Origin of the sequence: Klebsiella sp. MBT K-1 (assembly GCF_002556465.1) — a bacterium.
Lineage (GTDB): Bacteria > Pseudomonadota > Gammaproteobacteria > Enterobacterales > Enterobacteriaceae > Klebsiella > Klebsiella grimontii.
Genome location: NZ_PDEL01000007.1, coordinates 284,035 through 301,509, shown reverse-complemented (window position 1 = coordinate 301,509; position 17,475 = coordinate 284,035). Strand labels below are relative to the sequence as shown.

22 protein-coding genes are annotated in these 17,475 nt (G+C 54.8%); 11 read left to right on the top strand and 11 right to left on the bottom strand.

Going from position 1 to position 17,475, the window contains the following annotated elements; genetic code table 11:
* Window positions 1–62: 62 nt before the first annotated feature.
* The 8 genes from hpf to CMQ96_RS13055 are packed head-to-tail and all read right to left on the bottom strand — an operon-like array spanning window position 63 to window position 6,231.
* Window positions 63–350 carry a ribosome hibernation promoting factor gene (gene hpf / locus CMQ96_RS13090; RefSeq protein ID WP_004106167.1) on the bottom strand — a complete coding sequence of 96 codons (288 nt, stop codon included), beginning with the start codon at window positions 348–350 and terminating at the stop codon, window positions 63–65.
* A 22-nt stretch (window positions 351–372) separates the two neighbouring features.
* Window positions 373–1,806 carry an RNA polymerase factor sigma-54 gene (gene rpoN / locus CMQ96_RS13085; protein WP_049087000.1) on the bottom strand — a complete coding sequence of 478 codons (1,434 nt, stop codon included), beginning with the start codon at window positions 1,804–1,806 and terminating at the stop codon, window positions 373–375.
* A gap of 47 nt (window positions 1,807–1,853) precedes the next feature.
* On the bottom strand, window positions 1,854–2,579 hold the full coding sequence (gene lptB / locus CMQ96_RS13080) for an LPS export ABC transporter ATP-binding protein (RefSeq protein WP_004125705.1): 726 nt from the start codon (window positions 2,577–2,579) through the stop codon (window positions 1,854–1,856).
* Window positions 2,580–2,585: 6 nt separating this feature from the next.
* Entirely contained in the window at window positions 2,586–3,131 is a 546-nt protein-coding gene (lptA, locus tag CMQ96_RS13075) for a lipopolysaccharide ABC transporter substrate-binding protein LptA (protein ID WP_004125703.1), read from the bottom strand.
* Window positions 3,100–3,675: an LPS export ABC transporter periplasmic protein LptC gene (gene lptC / locus CMQ96_RS13070; protein WP_004125700.1), complete on the bottom strand. Its 576-nt coding sequence runs from the start codon at window positions 3,673–3,675 to the stop codon at window positions 3,100–3,102. The genes lptA and lptC overlap by 32 nt, the downstream gene beginning before the upstream one ends.
* Window positions 3,672–4,238, bottom strand: a complete 567-nt coding sequence (kdsC, locus tag CMQ96_RS13065; RefSeq protein WP_024358756.1) for a 3-deoxy-manno-octulosonate-8-phosphatase KdsC — start codon at window positions 4,236–4,238, stop codon at window positions 3,672–3,674. The genes lptC and kdsC overlap by 4 nt, the downstream gene beginning before the upstream one ends.
* A 14-nt stretch (window positions 4,239–4,252) precedes the next feature.
* Entirely contained in the window at window positions 4,253–5,257 is a 1,005-nt protein-coding gene (kdsD, locus tag CMQ96_RS13060; RefSeq protein WP_171820852.1) for an arabinose-5-phosphate isomerase KdsD, read from the bottom strand.
* Entirely contained in the window at window positions 5,254–6,231 is a 978-nt protein-coding gene (locus CMQ96_RS13055) for a calcium/sodium antiporter (RefSeq protein WP_004139780.1), read from the bottom strand. The genes kdsD and CMQ96_RS13055 overlap by 4 nt, the downstream gene beginning before the upstream one ends.
* A gap of 209 nt (window positions 6,232–6,440) precedes the next feature.
* Here CMQ96_RS13055 and mlaF point away from each other — a divergent pair, with 209 nt between their 5' ends.
* The 7 genes from mlaF (at window position 6,441) to murA (ending at window position 11,247) form a co-directional block, all read left to right on the top strand.
* Window positions 6,441–7,253 carry a phospholipid ABC transporter ATP-binding protein MlaF gene (mlaF, locus tag CMQ96_RS13050; protein WP_004125691.1) on the top strand — a complete coding sequence of 271 codons (813 nt, stop codon included), beginning with the start codon at window positions 6,441–6,443 and terminating at the stop codon, window positions 7,251–7,253.
* Window positions 7,254–7,260: 7 nt separating this feature from the next.
* Window positions 7,261–8,043 carry a lipid asymmetry maintenance ABC transporter permease subunit MlaE gene (gene mlaE / locus CMQ96_RS13045; protein ID WP_004125690.1) on the top strand — a complete coding sequence of 261 codons (783 nt, stop codon included), beginning with the start codon at window positions 7,261–7,263 and terminating at the stop codon, window positions 8,041–8,043.
* Window positions 8,044–8,047: 4 nt separating this feature from the next.
* A complete protein-coding gene (mlaD, locus tag CMQ96_RS13040) occupies window positions 8,048–8,599 on the top strand; it encodes an outer membrane lipid asymmetry maintenance protein MlaD (RefSeq protein WP_004139782.1) in 552 nt (183 codons plus the stop codon).
* Window positions 8,600–8,617: 18 nt separating this feature from the next.
* Window positions 8,618–9,253 (top strand): phospholipid-binding protein MlaC, encoded by a 636-nt coding sequence (gene mlaC / locus CMQ96_RS13035; protein ID WP_004125682.1) that lies wholly within the window; start codon window positions 8,618–8,620, stop codon window positions 9,251–9,253.
* A complete protein-coding gene (mlaB, locus tag CMQ96_RS13030; protein WP_004125681.1) occupies window positions 9,253–9,543 on the top strand; it encodes a lipid asymmetry maintenance protein MlaB in 291 nt (96 codons plus the stop codon). Before mlaC ends, mlaB begins: the two co-directional genes overlap by 1 nt.
* 135 nt (window positions 9,544–9,678) lie before the next feature.
* A complete protein-coding gene (ibaG, locus tag CMQ96_RS13025; RefSeq protein WP_004106141.1) occupies window positions 9,679–9,933 on the top strand; it encodes a BolA family iron metabolism protein IbaG in 255 nt (84 codons plus the stop codon).
* 54 nt (window positions 9,934–9,987) lie between these two features.
* Complete coding sequence (murA, locus tag CMQ96_RS13020) at window positions 9,988–11,247, top strand: UDP-N-acetylglucosamine 1-carboxyvinyltransferase (protein WP_024358754.1); 1,260 nt, start codon at window positions 9,988–9,990, stop codon at window positions 11,245–11,247.
* Window positions 11,248–11,303: 56 nt separating this feature from the next.
* Here murA and sfsB read toward each other — a convergent pair whose 3' ends face one another.
* Window positions 11,304–11,576, bottom strand: coding sequence for a DNA-binding transcriptional regulator SfsB (gene sfsB, locus CMQ96_RS13015; RefSeq protein ID WP_004139786.1), 273 nt, complete (start codon window positions 11,574–11,576; stop codon window positions 11,304–11,306).
* Window positions 11,577–11,774: 198 nt separating this feature from the next.
* Window positions 11,775–12,746 carry an octaprenyl diphosphate synthase gene (gene ispB / locus CMQ96_RS13010; protein WP_049100548.1) on the bottom strand — a complete coding sequence of 324 codons (972 nt, stop codon included), beginning with the start codon at window positions 12,744–12,746 and terminating at the stop codon, window positions 11,775–11,777.
* 259 nt (window positions 12,747–13,005) lie between these two features.
* Here ispB and rplU point away from each other — a divergent pair, with 259 nt between their 5' ends.
* The 4 genes from rplU (at window position 13,006) to cgtA (ending at window position 15,843) form a co-directional block, all read left to right on the top strand.
* Window positions 13,006–13,317: a 50S ribosomal protein L21 gene (rplU, locus tag CMQ96_RS13005; RefSeq protein ID WP_004106123.1), complete on the top strand. Its 312-nt coding sequence runs from the start codon at window positions 13,006–13,008 to the stop codon at window positions 13,315–13,317.
* 19 nt (window positions 13,318–13,336) lie between these two features.
* Window positions 13,337–13,594: a 50S ribosomal protein L27 gene (gene rpmA, locus CMQ96_RS13000; protein ID WP_003861831.1), complete on the top strand. Its 258-nt coding sequence runs from the start codon at window positions 13,337–13,339 to the stop codon at window positions 13,592–13,594.
* A 95-nt stretch (window positions 13,595–13,689) separates the two neighbouring features.
* Window positions 13,690–14,655, top strand: a complete 966-nt coding sequence (locus CMQ96_RS12995) for a DMT family transporter (protein WP_004125677.1) — start codon at window positions 13,690–13,692, stop codon at window positions 14,653–14,655.
* A gap of 15 nt (window positions 14,656–14,670) precedes the next feature.
* Window positions 14,671–15,843: an Obg family GTPase CgtA gene (gene cgtA / locus CMQ96_RS12990; protein WP_004125676.1), complete on the top strand. Its 1,173-nt coding sequence runs from the start codon at window positions 14,671–14,673 to the stop codon at window positions 15,841–15,843.
* Between the two features lie 46 nt (window positions 15,844–15,889).
* Here the strand turns inward: cgtA and dacB are convergent, their stop codons facing one another.
* Window positions 15,890–17,323, bottom strand: a complete 1,434-nt coding sequence (gene dacB, locus CMQ96_RS12985) for a serine-type D-Ala-D-Ala carboxypeptidase (protein ID WP_024358753.1) — start codon at window positions 17,321–17,323, stop codon at window positions 15,890–15,892.
* Between the last annotated feature and the right edge of the window lie 152 nt (window positions 17,324–17,475).

The window sequence follows — 17,475 nt, the reverse complement described above, 5'->3', positions numbered from 1 at the left end:
TTCACCTGAGCTCTCCTTGCCAACCGCCGGCAGGCGGTTGGCGTAGGCGATTGCCCGGACAATTAGTGTTGTTTCAGTTTATCTTTATGTTTTGTTAACTGTCTTGCCAGCTTATCGATAAGACCATCGATAGCAGCATACATATCCTGGCCTTCCGCACTGGCATGGATTTCGCCACCGTTGACATGCAGATTGGCGTCCGCAATTTGCGTCACCTTCTCCACTTTTAACACAATGTAGACCTGGTTGATCCTGTCGAAAAACTGCTCCAGTTTGCTGAACTTCGCGGTAACGAAATCGCGCATCGCGGGGGTTATCTCGACGTTGTGTCCTGTAATGTTGAGCTGCATAGTGTCTTCCTTATCGGTTGGGTCAAACCAGCTGCTTGCGCTGATTTGACGGCGGAATGGATAAAGACTCTCGGTACTTAGCAACGGTTCGCCGTGCCACCATAATACCCTGATCGGATAGCATGGTGGTGAGCTTACTATCACTCAATGGTTTCGCGGGGTTTTCCGCGGCGATTAATTTCTTCACCAGCGCGCGAATGGCCGTCGACGATGCTTCGCCGCCGCCTTCGGTGTTCACATGGCTGGAGAAGAAATACTTCAGCTCAAAAATACCGCGTGGACTGTGCAGGTATTTTTGCGTAGTAACGCGTGAAATAGTGGATTCATGCATTTCGACGGCCTGAGCGATATCCGCCAGCACCATCGGTTTCATAAACTCTTCACCTTGTTCAAAAAAAGCCTGCTGCTGTTCGACGATACAGCGGCTGACGCGCAGCAGGGTGTCGTTGCGGCTCTCCAGGCTCTTGATCAGCCAGCGCGCTTCCTGCAGGTTGCTACGGATAAACTGGCCGTCAGCGTCATTGCGCGTGCTGTTACCCATAGCGGCATACTGCTGATTGATCTTCAGGCGCGGGAGGCTATCTGAATTGAGCTCAACCACCCAGCGATCGTTGACTTTACGCACCAGAACGTCAGGAATGACATATTCTGGCTCGCCAGTTTGGATCGACTGTCCCGGGCGCGGATCCAGCGATTGGATCAGATTTACCGCTTCCTTTAACACTTCTTCTTTAAGGCGGGTTACGCGCATCAGGCTGCGGAAGTCGTGGTTGGCCAGCAGATCGAGATGATCGCTGATGATCAGGCGGGCTTCTTCAATCCACGGCGTCTCTTTGGCAAACTGTGAAAGCTGAACCAGCAGGCAATCACGCAAATCTTTTGCCGCCACGCCGACGGGGTCGAAACGCTGAATGCGCTTGAGAACCGCTTCAACTTCTTCAAGTCCGATTTCATCGTCGCCAATACTTTCCACGATGTCTTCGACAGAAATCGTCAGGTAGCCGGTATCATCAACGGCATCGACGATAGAGGTCGCGATGGCGCGATCGGTATCGGTGAATGGCGTAAGTTCAACCTGCCACATCAGGTAATCCTGCAGGCTTTGCGTGGTCTCTCCCTGGTAGACGGGCAGTTCGTCATCCTGGTAATCGACGCCGTTGCCTGATGGCGTTCCGGCGGTGTAAATCTCATCCCAGCTGGCATCAAGCGGCAGCTCTTCGGGCATCTCTTTTTGCTCAAGGGCGTCGACGGTATCCAGAGATTCGCGATCCTCGGCCTCTTTGGTTTCTACCTCATCGTGAAGATCGGTTTGCTCCAGCAACGGGTTACTGTCCAGCGCCTGCTGGAGTTCTTGCTGGAGTTCTAACGTGGACAACTGCAGTAGACGAATCGCCTGCTGCAGTTGTGGCGTCATGGCAAGCTGTTGGCTTAGCCTTAATTGCAAACCTTGCTTCATATTCAGGGCCAATATCTCCGGCTAAAACGTCTGTAACCTCTACCCTATCAGAGTCTGAAGTCTTCCCCAAGATACACGCGCTTAACCTGCTCGTCTTCAAGGATTTGCTGCGGCGTACCGTGGGCTATCAGGTGGCCCTGACTGACGATATAAGCACGCTCGCAAACGGCCAGCGTTTCCCTGACGTTATGGTCGGTTATCAGGACGCCAAGACCGCTGTCGCGCAGGTGTTCAATAATGCGTTTGATATCGATAACGGAGATGGGGTCAACGCCGGCAAAGGGTTCATCCAGCAGGATGAATTTCGGGTTAGCGGCCAACGCGCGGGCGATCTCGACGCGGCGCCGTTCACCACCGGAGAGCGCCTGGCCGAGACTATCGCGCAGGTGCTCAATGTGAAACTCCTCCATCAGCTCTTTCGCGCGATCTTCGCGCTGCTCGTTGCTGAGATCGTCGCGAATCTGCAATACCGCCATCAGGTTATCGTAAACGCTCAGCCGGCGGAAAATGGAGGCCTCCTGCGGCAAATAGCCGATTCCGCGACGCGCGCGCGCGTGCAGCGGCAGCAGGCTGATGTCTTCATCATCGATGATAATGTTGCCCGCGTCGCGCGGTACGATACCAACAACCATATAGAAGGTAGTGGTTTTACCGGCGCCGTTCGGACCGAGCAGGCCAACAATCTCGCCCGAATTCACGGTCAGACTGACATCTTCCACGACGCGGCGGCCTTTATAGGCTTTAGCAAGATTCTTTGCAGTTAATGTTGCCATAACGAATTACTTACCCTTCTTTGACTGATCGCTACCTTTATCCTGCAGCTGCGAAGGAACCAGAACCGTGGTCACGCGCCCGCCTTTATTGCTGAAAGCCTGCATTTTTTGTTCTTTCACCAGGTAAGTGATTTTGTCACCCTGGATATTGCTATCGATCTGTTCCAGATGCGCATTGCCGGTCAGGACGACAAAGTCGTTTTGCAGTTCATAATGCATTTTCGACGCGCGGCCTTTTACCGGTTTGCCGTTGTCCTGCATCTGGTAGAAGGTGGCCGGGTTACCGTAGCCATCGATAACCTCTTTGCCTTTTTCGCCGCCCGGACGGGTCACGACGACTTTGTCGGCGTTGATTTTGATCGTACCCTGAGTGACGACGACATTACCCGTAAAGGTAACGACGTTGCCCTGCATATCCAGCGACTGCTGATCGGATTCAATATGAATCGGCTGATCGGTATCACCCGTTTTGGCCTGTGCCGACAGGCTGGCGGCCAGTAAGGCGCTGGCGAGCGCAATCTTAAGGCTGAGTTTGTTTGTTCTGAATTTCATATGAGGTTCTAACCTTTTCAATCAGCTCGGCATTTTTGCTGCGCAGGTTCCCGCGCATTTTCAGGCCGCTGGAATTAAATGTTGTTCCGTACAACGTCACCATGTCATCGGAGGTAACATCCTGCGTCACCAGGTTTATCTGGGCGTTATCCGTCGTAATTTTGCGCAGTTGAGAATCCGCCGTCAGCGCATTAACCTCAACGTGCCCGTAAAGATACAGCATGCGGTCATTCGTCAACTTAGCTTTATCCGCTTTGATAGACCAGGTTGGTACTTTATTCGTATCGAAGGTGGTCATCACCGGTTTTGCGAACCACGAGAGCTGCTGTTCGGAAAAATACTCTACGTGTTCCGCGATTAGCCGGTAGTTAAGCGCCCCTTCGGGACTATAAACGACGGTATCAGTATGCTCGCTGGTATACGTCGGATCGTCAGGATTGATCGCTTGCTGGGTGGCATCGTCCGTACTCGCCAGGTTCAGGCCGATCAGGATCAGCGCGACCAGCGATAGTAAAATGATAACCCAACGTCTGGTTTTACTCATATAGATTGCCCTTTGGCCTCATCCAGCTTGCCCTGCGCCAATAGTAGCAAATCGCACACTTCGCGTACCGCTCCGCGACCGCCGTTGATACGAGTGACGTAATCCGCGCGCGGCAGCAGCAACGGATGCGCATCGGCTACCGCTATGCTTAAACCCACTTCAGCCATCACCGGCCAGTCGATCAGATCGTCGCCAATATAGGCCACTTCATCCGCGCTAACGGCCAGTTTATTGAGTAGCTCATGAAACGCCAGCAGCTTATCAGACTGCCCCTGGTAGAGATGGGTGATGCCGAGCGTCTGGCAGCGATCTTCCACCAGTTTAGCGTTTCGCCCGGTAATTATCGCTACTTCAATCTCTGAAGTCAGGGCGCAGCGGATACCGTAGCCGTCGCGCACGTTAAACGCTTTCAGCTCTTCGCCGTTGTTGCCCATATAGATAAGACCGTCGGACAGAACGCCGTCCACATCAAGTATCAGTAAACGGATCTTCGCCGCCCGGTCAATAAAGCCCTGACTTACCGGACCATAGCAGGTCGTTATCAGGGCATCAGCATTATTCATTATTTTTTCCTTACTTACACTACGCCCGCGCGCAGGAGATCGTGCATATGTATCACACCTACCAGACGGTCGCCATCGGCAACCAGCACGCAGGTGATATGACGGGACTGCATCAGGTTCAGCGCATCAACGGCCAGCGTACCGGGACGGATACGGATGCCGCCTCGCGTCATGACTTCGGCGATGCTGGCGTTACGCATATCAATGCCGGTATCAAAGACGCGGCGCAGATCGCCATCGGTGAAAATGCCGATGATATTCATTTCATCGTCGCAAATAGCGGTCATGCCTAAATTTTTGCGCGTGATTTCCAGCAGCGCATCGCGCAGCGTGGCCTCCAGGCCAACATGCGGAATTTCATCGCCGGTGTGCATGATATCATTGACCCGCAGCAGTAGCTTACGGCCCAGCGCGCCGCCGGGATGCGATAGCGCAAAATCTTCAGCGGTAAAACCGCGGGCTTCCAGCAGCGCGACGGCAAGGGCATCGCCCATCACCAGCGCGGCAGTGGTGCTTGATGTGGGGGCCAGCCCTAACGGGCAAGCCTCTTTGGGCACCTTCACGCACAGATGAATATCCGCCGCGCGCGCCATGCTGCTTTCCGGTCGGCTGGTGATACAGATAAGCGACACCTGCTGGCGCTTAAGCACCGGGATCAGGGCGAGAATTTCATTTGATTCCCCGGAGTTAGATAGCGCGATCACTACGTCGCAGGGGGTGACCATGCCCAAATCGCCGTGCGCGGCCTCGCCGGGATGGACGAAGAATGCTGATGTCCCGGTGCTGGCGAACGTTGCGGCCATCTTTCGCCCGATATGGCCGGATTTACCCATTCCCATCACCACAACTTTACCGGTACAGCGAAAAATGGTCTCACAGGCACGGGTAAAATCTTCATTAATATATTGATCGAGCTGGGCCAGACCTTCACGTTCAATGTCCAGCACCTCACGGCCTGCCCGTTGAAAGTCAAAATCCGCTGGCAAATCTATTTGCGACATAATGTTATCCCGAATCATTCAACGAAGAGCGGCGCTGTCCAGTACAGCATCGCTAACCAAAGCACAAAACCACCCAGCAGCAGGGCGCCGGCAAGGCGACCGGGCTGTTGTTTACGACGCCAGCACAGCACCGCGAAGATCAGGCTGACCAGCAGCATGACGCCATAGTCGCGGGTAAAGGCCTCGGCGGCAAAGGCGCCAGGCGCAATCAGCGCGGGGAGCCCGAGAACCAGTACGATATTCAGAATATTAGCGCCAATGATATTGCCGATGGCGATGTCATTTTCGCCTTTTCGCGCTCCGGCGATGGCGGTGGCCAGCTCGGGCAGGCTGGTGCCGATGGCAACGACCGTTAAGCCGACGGTCAGTTCGCTGATGGCAAAAAAGTTTGCCAGCACCGTGGCGTTATCCACCACCATCCGCGTGGCCATCGGCATCACTATCATCGCGACGCCCAACCAGAGCAGCGCGACGGGAAGCGAGCCCTCCCGCGGCAGCTCCGCCAGCTGTTCACGGGTCAGGCTGTCGTTCCCCTGGCGTTCCGCAAGGCGGGCAATCTTAAGGGTAAACAGCAGCCACAGTACCGCCAGCGCCAGCAAAAAAAGGCCATCTATCCGCGTAATCTGCCCGTCGTACAGCACAAATCCTGCCAGTAAACTGACCAGCAACATTAGCGGCAATTCGCGGCGCAGGATATCAGAATGCACGGTAAAAGGTTGAAACAGAGCGGTGAGGCCGAGGATCAGCAGGATATTGGTGATATTCGATCCCAGAGCTGTGCCGATCGCCAGATCGGTTTGCCCATGCAGGGAAGCGGCGGCGGAAACAATGACTTCCGGTAAACTGGTACCGATGCTGACCACCGTCATCCCTATAATAAGGGGGGGGATTCCCAGCATACGGCAGAGTATTGAAGCGGCGTAGACCAGACGATCGGCGCTGTAGACAACCAGCAATAAACCAATAATTAACAGAGCCGTCGCTAAGAGCATCTAAAGTCCTTTCTTCAGGTATAATCGTCGCCTCGCTGGCCGTCCGTAGGCAGCGTAACGAATTCTTAATTTTGACTTTATGTGTGCCAAAAGTAAAACAAATGCCAGCTTTCGCTAACCCGGGCGGGTAAGATTCTGTAAAAATGTTGGGTTTGTGGTGAAAGAAAGCGCCATGCTTAGCCCGACGGGTGTCTAGTAAGGATGATTTTATGAGCCAGAGTTCGGCGAATCTAGTCGAAGTGCGCGGTATTCGCTTCTCGAGGGGCGATCGCGTGATCTTCGATGATATCTCGCTATCGGTACCCCGCGGCAAGATCACCGCGATAATGGGGCCATCAGGGATCGGCAAAACCACCCTGTTACGTCTGATCGGCGGTCAGATCCCGCCCGATAAAGGCGAGATCCTGTTTGATGGTGAAAACGTACCGCAGATGTCGCGCTCGCGCCTGTATACCGTCCGCAAGCGCATGAGCATGCTGTTTCAGTCCGGCGCGCTGTTCACCGACCTGAACGTGTTTGATAACGTCGCTTATCCGCTGCGCGAGCATACGCGTTTGCCGGAAGCGCTGCTGCACACCACGGTGATGATGAAGCTGGAGGCCGTCGGGCTACGCGGAGCCGCGAAGCTGATGCCTTCTGAGCTCTCCGGCGGCATGGCGCGCCGTGCCGCGCTGGCGAGGGCGATTGCGCTGGAACCTGATTTAATCATGTTCGATGAGCCCTTTGTCGGGCAGGACCCCATTACGATGGGGGTGCTGGTGAAGCTGATTTCTGAACTCAATAGCACCCTGGGTGTCACCTGTATCGTGGTTTCGCATGATGTGCCGGAGGTGCTCAGCATCGCGGACTTCGCATATATCGTGGCGGACAAAAAGGTGGTGGCGCACGGGAGTGCGCAGTCGCTGCGCGAAAATGCCGATCCTCGGGTTCGTCAGTTCATTGATGGTATCGCCGACGGCCCGGTGCCGTTCCGCTATCCGGCGGGTGATTATCATCATGATTTATTGGGCAAAGGGAGTTAAGCGACTCATGTTGTTAAATGCGCTAGCCGCGCTTGGGCATCGCGGTATTAAAACTATCGCAACGTTCGGGCGTGCTGGATTAATGCTCTTCAACGCGGTTGTCGGCAAGCCTGAGTTTCGCAAGCATGCGCCGCTGCTGGTGCGTCAGCTGTATAACGTTGGCGTGCTGTCGATGCTGATCATCATTGTCTCGGGGCTGTTTATCGGTATGGTGCTGGGTCTGCAGGGCTATCTGGTGTTAACCACCTATAGCGCCGAAACCAGTCTGGGCATGCTGGTGGCGCTGTCGCTGCTGCGTGAACTGGGGCCGGTGGTCGCCGCGCTGTTGTTTGCCGGGCGTGCCGGTTCGGCGCTGACTGCCGAAATTGGCCTGATGCGCGCAACCGAGCAGCTCTCCAGCATGGAGATGATGGCGGTCGACCCGCTTCGCCGCGTGATCTCTCCGCGCTTCTGGGCGGGGGTGATTTCACTGCCGTTGTTAACGATTATTTTTGTGGCGGTCGGCGTTTGGGGCGGCTCGCTGGTCGGTGTCAGTTGGAAGGGCATCGATGGCGGATTCTTCTGGAGCGCGATGCAAAACGCCGTTGACTGGCGGATGGATCTGGTTAACTGCCTGATTAAGAGTCTGGTTTTCGCCATTACGGTAACATGGATCGCGTTATTTAACGGTTATGACGCTATCCCCACTTCCGCCGGGATTAGCCGGGCGACGACGCGTACCGTGGTACATGCGTCGCTGGCGGTTCTGGGGCTGGATTTTGTGCTGACTGCGCTGATGTTTGGGAATTGAGTTCATGCAAACGAGAAAAAATGAAATCTGGGTAGGGGTATTTTTACTGGTTGCGCTGCTGGCTGCGCTGTTTGTCTGCCTGAAGGCGGCAAACGTAACCTCTTTACGTACCGAACCGACTTATCGGCTCTATGCCACTTTTGACAATATCGGCGGTCTGAAAGCGCGCTCTCCGGTACGGATTGGCGGCGTTGTCGTCGGACGCGTGGCGGATATCACGCTCGACCCTAAAACCTACCTGCCTCGCGTCGCTCTCGATATTGATGAGCGCTACAACCATATCCCGGATACCAGCTCGCTGGCGATCAGAACTTCCGGTCTGCTGGGCGAACAGTACCTGGCGATGAACATCGGGTTTGAAGACCCGGAGTTGGGAACGGCTATCCTTAAAGATGGCGGCACCATTCAGGACACCAAATCCGCCATGGTGCTGGAAGATTTGATAGGCCAGTTCCTTTATAACAGTAAAGGTAGCGACAATAAGAATTCTGGCGATGAACAGTCTGCCGGGGAGAGTCATACTGACGCTACGCCGCCAGCCGGCACGACGCACTAATTTCAGGAGAGATAAGACATGTTTAAACGCTTACTAATGGTCGCCATGCTGGTGATTGCCCCTTTGACTGCGGCCACCGCCGCGGACCAATCCAATCCCTATAAGCTGATGGACGAAGCGGCGCAGAAAACCTTCGATCGCCTGAAGAACGAGCAGCCTAAGATTCAGGCTAACCCGAACTACCTGCGCGACATCGTCGATCAGGAACTGCTGCCCTATGTTCAGGTGAAATACGCCGGCGCGCTGGTATTAGGTCGTTATTACAAAGAAGCGACCCCGGCGCAGCGTGAAGCCTATTTCGCCGCCTTCCGCGAATATCTGAAACAGGCCTACGGCCAGGCGCTGGCGATGTATCACGGTCAGACCTATCAGATTGCGCCTGAGCAGCCTCTGGGCAGCGCGACCATTGTTCCTATTCGCGTCACCATCCTCGATCCGAATGGCCGTCCGCCGGTTCGCCTGGATTTCCAGTGGCGTAAAAATACCCAGACCGGTAACTGGCAGGCGTACGACATGATTGCGGAAGGGGTGAGCATGATCACCACTAAACAAAACGAGTGGAGCGACCTGCTGCGTACTAAAGGCGTTGATGGTCTGACGGCGCAGCTGAAGGCAAGCTCCGCGCAGCCGATTACTCTGGAACAGAAAAAATAATGACCGGGCAGCTGAGCTGGACTCGCGATGGTGAGACGCTGGCGCTGCGCGGAGAGCTGGACCAGGATCTTCTGGTCCCGCTGTGGGAAGCACGCGCTCAGGCGACGGATGGCGTGTCCGCAATCGACCTGAGCGCCGTGACCCGCGTGGACACCGCCGGGCTGGCGCTATTAGTGCATTTTATCGCACTGGTTCGTCGGCAGGGCGGGGAAGCGAAGTTGACCGGGAAGAGTGAAAATCTGCAAACCCTGGTCAGGTTGTATAACCTTCCTGCCGATATGATCCCATAACTTTTTCAGTGCTTTACTGCTGAAGCTATTCTGAAAGCCCCATCAAACTTTTCGATGGGGCTTTTTGCTTGTTTAAGACAGCGCCACTTTCCTCTAAGATGTTGGGCTGTTTTCACTATCAGATAAATGTAGCCCATGGAAAATCATGAAATTCAGACCGTGCTGATGAACGCACTCTCCCTTCAGGAAGTCCACGTCTCTGGCGATGGCAGCCACTTTCAGGTTATTGCTGTGGGTGAGATGTTCGACGGCATGAGTCGGGTCAAGAAGCAACAGGCTATCTATGCCCCGCTGATGGAATATATTGCCGATAACCGCATCCATGCTCTGTCGATAAAAGCGTTTACCCCGCAGGAGTGGGCGCGAGACCGCAAACTAAATGGCTTATAAGCTGTGGGGATGTTCCCCGCAGCGTATGTGAATTCTTAACAGAGAACAGAATCAATGGATAAATTCCGTGTTCAGGGGCCTACTCGTCTGCAGGGCGAGGTCACTATTTCCGGCGCGAAAAACGCCGCCCTGCCAATCCTCTTTTCCGCGCTATTAGCCGAAGAGCCGATTGAGATCCAGAACGTACCGAAGCTGAAAGACATCGATACCACCATGAAACTGCTGAGCCAGCTGGGCGCGAACGTTAAGCGCAACGGCTCCGTATGGATCGATGCCGGCCCGGTTGACGTTTTCTGTGCCCCGTATGACCTCGTCAAAACCATGCGTGCTTCGATTTGGGCGCTGGGTCCGCTGGTGGCCCGTTTTGGTCAGGGACAGGTATCACTTCCCGGCGGCTGCGCCATCGGCGCGCGCCCGGTTGATTTACACATTACCGGTCTTGAGCAACTGGGTGCGGAAATCAAACTGGAAGAAGGTTATGTCAAGGCGTCGGTTAATGGACGCCTGAAAGGCGCGCATATTGTGATGGATAAGGTCAGCGTTGGCGCTACCGTAACCATCATGAGCGCTGCGACGCTGGCGGAAGGCACCACCGTTATCGAAAACGCCGCGCGCGAGCCGGAAATTGTCGATACCGCCAACTTTCTCAACGCGCTGGGCGCGAAGATCAAAGGTCAGGGTACCGATCGTATCACCATCGAAGGCGTAGCGCGCCTCGGCGGCGGCGTCTACCGCGTTCTGCCGGATCGTATTGAAACCGGGACCTTCCTGGTGGCGGCGGCGATTTCTGGCGGTAAGATCCTGTGCCGCAATGCTCAACCTGATACGCTTGATGCGGTTCTGGCGAAGCTACGCGATGCCGGCGCGGACATCGAAACGGGCGAGGACTGGATTAGCCTCGATATGCACGGCAACCGTCCGAAAGCTGTCAACGTTCGTACTGCTCCGCATCCGGGTTTCCCGACCGATATGCAGGCCCAGTTCACCTTGCTGAATCTGGTTGCCGAGGGAACCGGCGTGATCACCGAAACGATCTTCGAAAACCGTTTCATGCATATCCCGGAGCTGATCCGTATGGGCGCGCATGCGGAAATCGAGAGCAATACGGCGATTTGCCACGGCGTGAAGCAACTTTCTGGCGCCCAGGTCATGGCGACGGATCTGCGTGCGTCTGCTAGCCTGGTGCTGGCAGGCTGCATTGCGGAAGGGACGACGATTGTCGATCGTATTTACCACATTGACCGCGGCTACGAACGTATCGAAGACAAACTTCAGGCGCTTGGCGCGAATATTGAACGCGTCAAAGCCGAATAAGCCCATTACAGCAGCCCTCTGACGTAGGTCCGGGGGCTGTTGTCTGCAACCTCGCTTTACTTGTTATTCTTCCTCTGACGCATCATCTGCGTTCTGTCGATAAACTGGTGGGTATGGGGATCGTGATAGCGCGATGGCCATATTACCCACGGATCGGTTTCCAGCGCGTGAGCGATAATCAGCTCGCCCTTGGGCCAGGGCCGAGTCAGCGCATTGGCGAGCGTTGAAGAACTTAAACCATTACGCCGCGATTCAGCTGCCAGCGACGTCCCTTTTTTGCGTAATCCGGCAATAATATCCGCCGGATGCCAGTCGATGAACTTATCCATAAATTCTCCTGGTAATAAACATTCCGTTCGTCCTTAATGGGCGACAAAATGACTATACCTTGAGTTCCAGTAATGTTCTAACAAGTTCTTTTAATGGCTTTGATATTAGGAATATATCAAGAAATAAGGCTGAAATTGGCTTTATTGGTGCTTACTGGAACTTTCCCGCGATTTTACGCGGGAAAGTGAGGGGAGGGGTTAATGGTCGCGCTGCACGGCGATGTGGGCAAGACCAATTAGCGCTTCACGCCACGGGGATTCGGGGAGGACCTGAAGGGCGGCAATCGCTTTATCAGCCTCTTCCTCCGCGCGTTTTTGGGTCCATTCCAGCGAGCCGCAGGCTGCCATGGTTTCCAGTACGGCTTCGAGTAGATGGCGGCCGTTACCCTGCTCGATCGCTCCGCGGATCATGGCGGACTGTTCTGCGCTGCCGTGTTGCATAGCGTGCAGCAGCGGAAGAGTGGGTTTGCCTTCATTTAGATCGTCACCGACGTTTTTACCCAGCCGCTCACCGTCTGAACTGTAGTCAAGCAGATCGTCAATCAGCTGGAAAGCGGTGCCCAGATAGCGCCCGTAGTCCTGTAACGCTTTCTCTTGTTCCGCGGTGCAGTCGGCCAGGATCCCGGAGCACTGGGCTGCGGCTTCAAACAAACGGGCGGTCTTGCTATAAATGACCCGCATATAGTTTTCTTCGGTGATATCCGGGTCGTTCACGTTCATCAACTGCAGAACTTCGCCTTCAGCAATGACGTTCACGGCTTCCGACATCACTTCCAGAACTCTCAATGAGCCGAGGCTGGTCATCATCTGAAAGGCGCGGGTGTAGATGAAATCGCCAACCAGCACGCTAGCGGCATTGCCAAAAGCGGCGTTTGCGGTGGCTTTGCCCCGGCGCATATCAGACTCATCGACGACGTCATCATGCAGCAGGGTGGCGGTATGGATAAATTCGATCAGCGCAGCAATGGCGACGTGAGCGTTTCCCTGATATCCCACGGCACGCGCGGCCAGCACGGCGATCATCGGGCGAATGCGTTTACCGCCTCCGCTAACGATGTAGTAGCCTAACTGATTGATAAGCTGAACATCCGAGTCGAGTTGCTCAAGAATTGTCGCATTGACGCCCGCCATATCCTGCGCGGTTAACTCATTGATTTTTTCTAAATTCATCGCAAAAGCCGGGCCAAATGTCCTGTTCCCGCGTATCCAATAGGATCACAGAAGGATTAAGATAGAATTAAAAGAAGATGTGATTGTACTGAAAAATTGCCGCAGATAAACGCTGGAGTGAAAGTTGTGTTTTTTTTCTGCGTTGATCGCTGATCGCTCTTGTCAAAGGCTCGCGTTTTGCGTAATATTCGCGCCCTATTGTGAATATTTATAGCGCACTCTGAATCATACGAAGAGGTGCGCGGAAGCGGAGTTCTATATGTACGCGGTTTTCCAAAGTGGTGGTAAACAACACCGAGTAAGCGAAGGTCAAACCATTCGCCTGGAAAAGCTGGACATCGCAACTGGCGAAGCTGTTGAGTTCGCAGAAGTGCTGATGATCGCAAACGGTGAAGAAATTAAAATCGGCGTTCCTTTCGTTGAGGGCGGCGTAATCAAAGCTGAAGTTGTTGCACACGGTCGTGGCGAGAAAGTTAAAATCGTTAAGTTTCGTCGTCGTAAACACTACCGTAAGCAGCAGGGCCATCGTCAGTGGTTCACTGATGTGAAAATTACTGGCATCAGCGCCTAAGACCTGAGGAGAGATTTAAATGGCACATAAAAAGGCTGGCGGCTCAACTCGTAACGGTCGCGATTCAGAAGCTAAACGCCTGGGCGTTAAGCGTTTCGGTGGCGAATCCGTTCTGGCGGGTAGCATCATCGTTCGTCAACGTGGTACCAAATTCCACGCTGGCACTAACGTAGGTTGCGGTCGTGACCACACTCTGTTTGCTAAAGCAGACGGTAAAGTGAAATTCGAAGTTAAAGGCCCGAACAACCGTAAATACATCAGCATCGTTGCTGAGTAAGTTTTTCGTGGTCCGGTAACGGATTAAAGCCCCGCAACGTGTTGCGGGGCTTTTTACATTGAAAACCCGGAAAATTTTCTGCAGGGAAAACGGGCATGAAGCAGCAGGCCGGCATCGGCATTCTTTTAGCGCTCACCACGGCGATGTGTTGGGGGGCCCTGCCGATCGCAATGAAGCAGGTTCTTGAAGTGATGGAGCCGCCGACGGTGGTTTTTTATCGCTTTTTGATGGCAAGTTTTGGTCTTGGCGCCATTCTGGCCATGAAAAGAAAACTGCCTCCGCTGCGTATTTTTCGTAAGCCGCGGTGGTTGATACTGCTGGTGATTGCGACGGGTGGTTTGTTCGGTAACTTCATTCTGTTTAGTTCTTCCTTGCAATATCTCAGCCCCACCGCTTCCCAGGTGATTGGCCAGCTGTCCCCGGTCGGCATGATGGTGGCCAGCGTTTTTGTCCTTAAAGAAAAAATGCGCGGCACTCAGGTTGTGGGAGCGCTGATGCTGGTGAGCGGTCTGGTCATGTTTTTTAACACCAGCCTGATTGAGATTTTTACTCGCCTGACGGACTACACGTGGGGGGTAATTTTCGGCGTCGGGGCGGCGACGGTGTGGGTGTGCTACGGTGTCGCGCAAAAGGTGTTATTGCGGCGTCTGGCGTCACAGCAAATCCTTTTTTTGCTGTACACTTTATGTACGATATCGCTATTGCCATTAGCGAAGCCTTCGCAGGTACTGGCATTAAGCGACTGGCAGCTGGCCTGCCTGGTTTTTTGCGGCCTGAACACCCTGGTCGGCTACGGCGCGCTGGCGGAAGCGATGGCGCGCTGGCAGGCGGCGCAGGTGAGCGCGTTGATTACCTTAACGCCGCTGTTTACGCTGCTGTTTTCAGATTTATTATCACTGGCCTGGCCCGACGTTTTCGCCAGACCGCTGTTGAACCTGATGGGTTATCTCGGTGCGTTTGTCGTGGTTGCGGGCGCGATGTATTCCGCCGTCGGTCATCGTCTTTGGGGACGATGGCGTAAGCGAGAAGCGGTTGTGCCGCTCCCCCGCTCAGGCGAATGATTTACGGAGAGTAAAATGAAGTTTGTTGATGAAGCAACGATCCTGGTCGTAGCAGGCGATGGCGGCAATGGTTGCGTTAGCTTCCGCCGCGAAAAATATATCCCGAGAGGCGGCCCGGACGGCGGTGACGGTGGTGATGGCGGCGACGTCTGGCTTGAAGCGGACGAAAACCTGAACACCCTGATCGACTATCGTTTTGAGAAGTCTTTCCGCGCCGAGCGCGGGCAAAACGGCCAGAGCCGCGACTGTACCGGTAAACGCGGTAAAGACGTGACGGTGAAAGTGCCGGTAGGAACCCGTGTAATCGACCAGGGGACCGGCGAGACGATGGGCGATATGACCAAGCACGGTCAGCGTCTGATGGTCGCCAAAGGCGGCTGGCACGGTCTGGGTAACACCCGTTTCAAATCGTCCGTAAACCGTACTCCGCGTCAAAAGACGATGGGGACGCCGGGCGATAAGCGCGATCTCCAACTGGAGCTGATGCTGCTGGCGGACGTCGGGATGCTGGGGATGCCGAATGCGGGTAAATCGACCTTTATTCGTGCCGTTTCCGCTGCCAAGCCTAAAGTCGCTGACTATCCGTTTACGACGCTGGTGCCAAGCCTCGGCGTGGTGCGTATGGATAACGAGAAGAGCTTTGTGGTGGCGGATATCCCTGGGCTGATTGAAGGCGCAGCGGAAGGCGCAGGCCTCGGTATTCGCTTCCTGAAGCACCTGGAGCGCTGCCGCGTGCTGCTGCATCTCATCGATATCGAGCCGATTGACGGCTCCGATCCGGTTGAGAACGCGCGGATTATTATCGGTGAGCTGGAAAAATACAGTGAGAAGCTGGCTTCTAAGCCGCGCTGGCTGGTCTTTAACAAGATTGACCTGATGGATAAAGCTGAGGCGGAAGCGAAAGCGAAAGCTATCGCGCAGGCGCTGGGCTGGGAAGATAAATTCTATCTGATTTCGGCGGCCAGCCAGCAGGGCGTAAAAGACCTGTGCTGGGACGTGATGACCTTTATCATCGAAAACCCGATTGTCCATGCAGAAGAAGCGAAGCCGGCCGAAAAAGTCGAGTTTATGTGGGACGACTATCATCGTCAGCAGCTTGAAGAAGCTGAAGTGGAAGATGATGAAGACTGGGATGACGATTGGGACGAAGACGACGAAGAAGGCGTCGAATTCATCTACAAGCGTTAATTCCGGGTACACAAAAAGGGCCGCATATGATGCGGCCCTTTTGCTTTTAGTTGTTCTGGTACAGGTCCTTGTACAATCGGCTTTCGAAGCGCACCAGCGGAATGCGGCGATTACGCTGGTCGGCCGGAGGCACGGCGTAGCCAGACAAATATTGCACGAACGCAATCTTCTGGCCGCTGGCGGTAGTGATGAAACCGGCCAGGTTATACACCCCTTGCAGTGAACCCGTTTTCGCCGAAACTTTGCCATCAACGCCAGCCTGATGCAGACCTGCGCGGTATTGCAGAGAACCGTCGTGGCCGGCCAGAGGCAGCATCGAGATAAAGTTGAGCTCGTTATCGTGCTGGGCGATGTACTGCAGCACCTGCATCATCGTGGCTGGCGCGATGAGGTTATGGCGCGACAGACCTGAGCCATCGGCAATAATGGTATTGCCGAGATCGACGCCGGCCTGCTGGCGCAGGATCTGCCGTACGGCATCGGATCCGGCTCGCCAGGTACCCGGTACGCTGAAGCGGGCATGCCCAATGGTGCGGAATACCGTATCGGCGATCATGTTGTCCGATTTTTTCAACATAATACGCAGCAGATCGTGCAGCGGTGCAGATTGGGTGCTCGCCAGGACGGTACCCGGATCGTTCGCCAGCGTCTGACGCAGCAGCGTGCCGCTCCAGGTGATGTCGGCATCGGTCAGCTCCGCTTTCAGAATCGCACCGGCGTAGCTGGCGCCATCCTGGATGGCGAAAGCCAGCGGCAGCGGTTCGCTGCGCTGCGGCAGACAGCCGGTCAGGGTGTATCGGTTCAGATCGCCGGGAACCACGTCAAGCTCACAGTACTGTGCTTCAGAAGAGCCGCGCGCCAGCGTTCGTACCTGGCTGAACATGGTCACCGGGTAGTAAGACGCCACGCGGATAAACGCCAGATCGCCCGGTTTTTGCGCGCTATAGAGCGAGATGGAGAAACAGTTTCGATCGACAATAGCTGCCGCCGGCGGGGCGCTAAAGCACTGCGTCATATCATTCCAGGGCCAGCCCGGCGCTTTGTCATGGCTGGCGAAGATGGAGGTATCGATCAGGACATTACCTTCAATTCGCTGGACGCCGGCTTTCTTCAGCGTGGCCACCATATTACGAATATCCTGACGCCGAAGGGTAGGATCGCCGCCAAAGCGCGCAATGAGGTCGCCTTTCAGGACACCGCCATCGAGACTGCCTTTCGTTTCCAGCGTGGTGGTGAAGCGGAAGTCCGGACCCAGCTGCAGCAGCGCAGCAAGTGCGGTTATCACCTTTTGGGTGCTGGCCGGAAGCGCCATCTGCTGGCTATGATAGTCTATCTCCGGCGTTGGGGATCCCACCTTCTGCGCCATAAAGGCAAGGTTTGCGCCCGCAGGAAGCTGGTTGATGTACTCGTCAATATTCGCCGCCTGAGCGCTAAACGCTATACCGGCGGTCAATCCGATGATAAATCTGGGAAATCGCATAATCTCGCGCTAACAGCCTGAAACCAGTCCGTCATACTACGGTGCATCGCCCTGTAAAGTAAACGATGACCCATAGTGAACTTCAGGGTAAAATACGTATCAAATTGAAAATTGCTGCTGACCTGGGGATGACTTTCCGGGTCGGTTTTCTT

Bases quoted from the DNA above. Each gene is read 5' to 3' on its own strand.
- sfsB (WP_004139786.1), bottom strand. From the start codon at position 11,576: ATGGATAAGTTCATCGACTGGCATCCGGCGGATATTATTGCCGGATTA.
- hpf (WP_004106167.1), bottom strand. From the start codon at position 350: ATGCAGCTCAACATTACAGGACACAACGTCGAGATAACCCCCGCGATG.
- mlaC (WP_004125682.1), top strand. From the start codon at position 8,618: ATGTTTAAACGCTTACTAATGGTCGCCATGCTGGTGATTGCCCCTTTG.
- mlaF (WP_004125691.1), top strand. From the start codon at position 6,441: ATGAGCCAGAGTTCGGCGAATCTAGTCGAAGTGCGCGGTATTCGCTTC.
- kdsC (WP_024358756.1), bottom strand. From the start codon at position 4,238: ATGAATAATGCTGATGCCCTGATAACGACCTGCTATGGTCCGGTAAGT.
- cgtA (WP_004125676.1), top strand. From the start codon at position 14,671: ATGAAGTTTGTTGATGAAGCAACGATCCTGGTCGTAGCAGGCGATGGC.
- lptA (WP_004125703.1), bottom strand. From the start codon at position 3,131: ATGAAATTCAGAACAAACAAACTCAGCCTTAAGATTGCGCTCGCCAGC.
- rplU (WP_004106123.1), top strand. From the start codon at position 13,006: ATGTACGCGGTTTTCCAAAGTGGTGGTAAACAACACCGAGTAAGCGAA.
- CMQ96_RS13055 (WP_004139780.1), bottom strand. From the start codon at position 6,231: ATGCTCTTAGCGACGGCTCTGTTAATTATTGGTTTATTGCTGGTTGTC.
- CMQ96_RS12995 (WP_004125677.1), top strand. From the start codon at position 13,690: ATGAAGCAGCAGGCCGGCATCGGCATTCTTTTAGCGCTCACCACGGCG.
- rpoN (WP_049087000.1), bottom strand. From the start codon at position 1,806: ATGAAGCAAGGTTTGCAATTAAGGCTAAGCCAACAGCTTGCCATGACG.
- mlaD (WP_004139782.1), top strand. From the start codon at position 8,048: ATGCAAACGAGAAAAAATGAAATCTGGGTAGGGGTATTTTTACTGGTT.
- ibaG (WP_004106141.1), top strand. From the start codon at position 9,679: ATGGAAAATCATGAAATTCAGACCGTGCTGATGAACGCACTCTCCCTT.
- mlaB (WP_004125681.1), top strand. From the start codon at position 9,253: ATGACCGGGCAGCTGAGCTGGACTCGCGATGGTGAGACGCTGGCGCTG.
- rpmA (WP_003861831.1), top strand. From the start codon at position 13,337: ATGGCACATAAAAAGGCTGGCGGCTCAACTCGTAACGGTCGCGATTCA.
- dacB (WP_024358753.1), bottom strand. From the start codon at position 17,323: ATGCGATTTCCCAGATTTATCATCGGATTGACCGCCGGTATAGCGTTT.
- lptB (WP_004125705.1), bottom strand. From the start codon at position 2,579: ATGGCAACATTAACTGCAAAGAATCTTGCTAAAGCCTATAAAGGCCGC.
- murA (WP_024358754.1), top strand. From the start codon at position 9,988: ATGGATAAATTCCGTGTTCAGGGGCCTACTCGTCTGCAGGGCGAGGTC.
- lptC (WP_004125700.1), bottom strand. From the start codon at position 3,675: ATGAGTAAAACCAGACGTTGGGTTATCATTTTACTATCGCTGGTCGCG.
- mlaE (WP_004125690.1), top strand. From the start codon at position 7,261: ATGTTGTTAAATGCGCTAGCCGCGCTTGGGCATCGCGGTATTAAAACT.
- ispB (WP_049100548.1), bottom strand. From the start codon at position 12,746: ATGAATTTAGAAAAAATCAATGAGTTAACCGCGCAGGATATGGCGGGC.
- kdsD (WP_171820852.1), bottom strand. From the start codon at position 5,257: ATGATTCGGGATAACATTATGTCGCAAATAGATTTGCCAGCGGATTTT.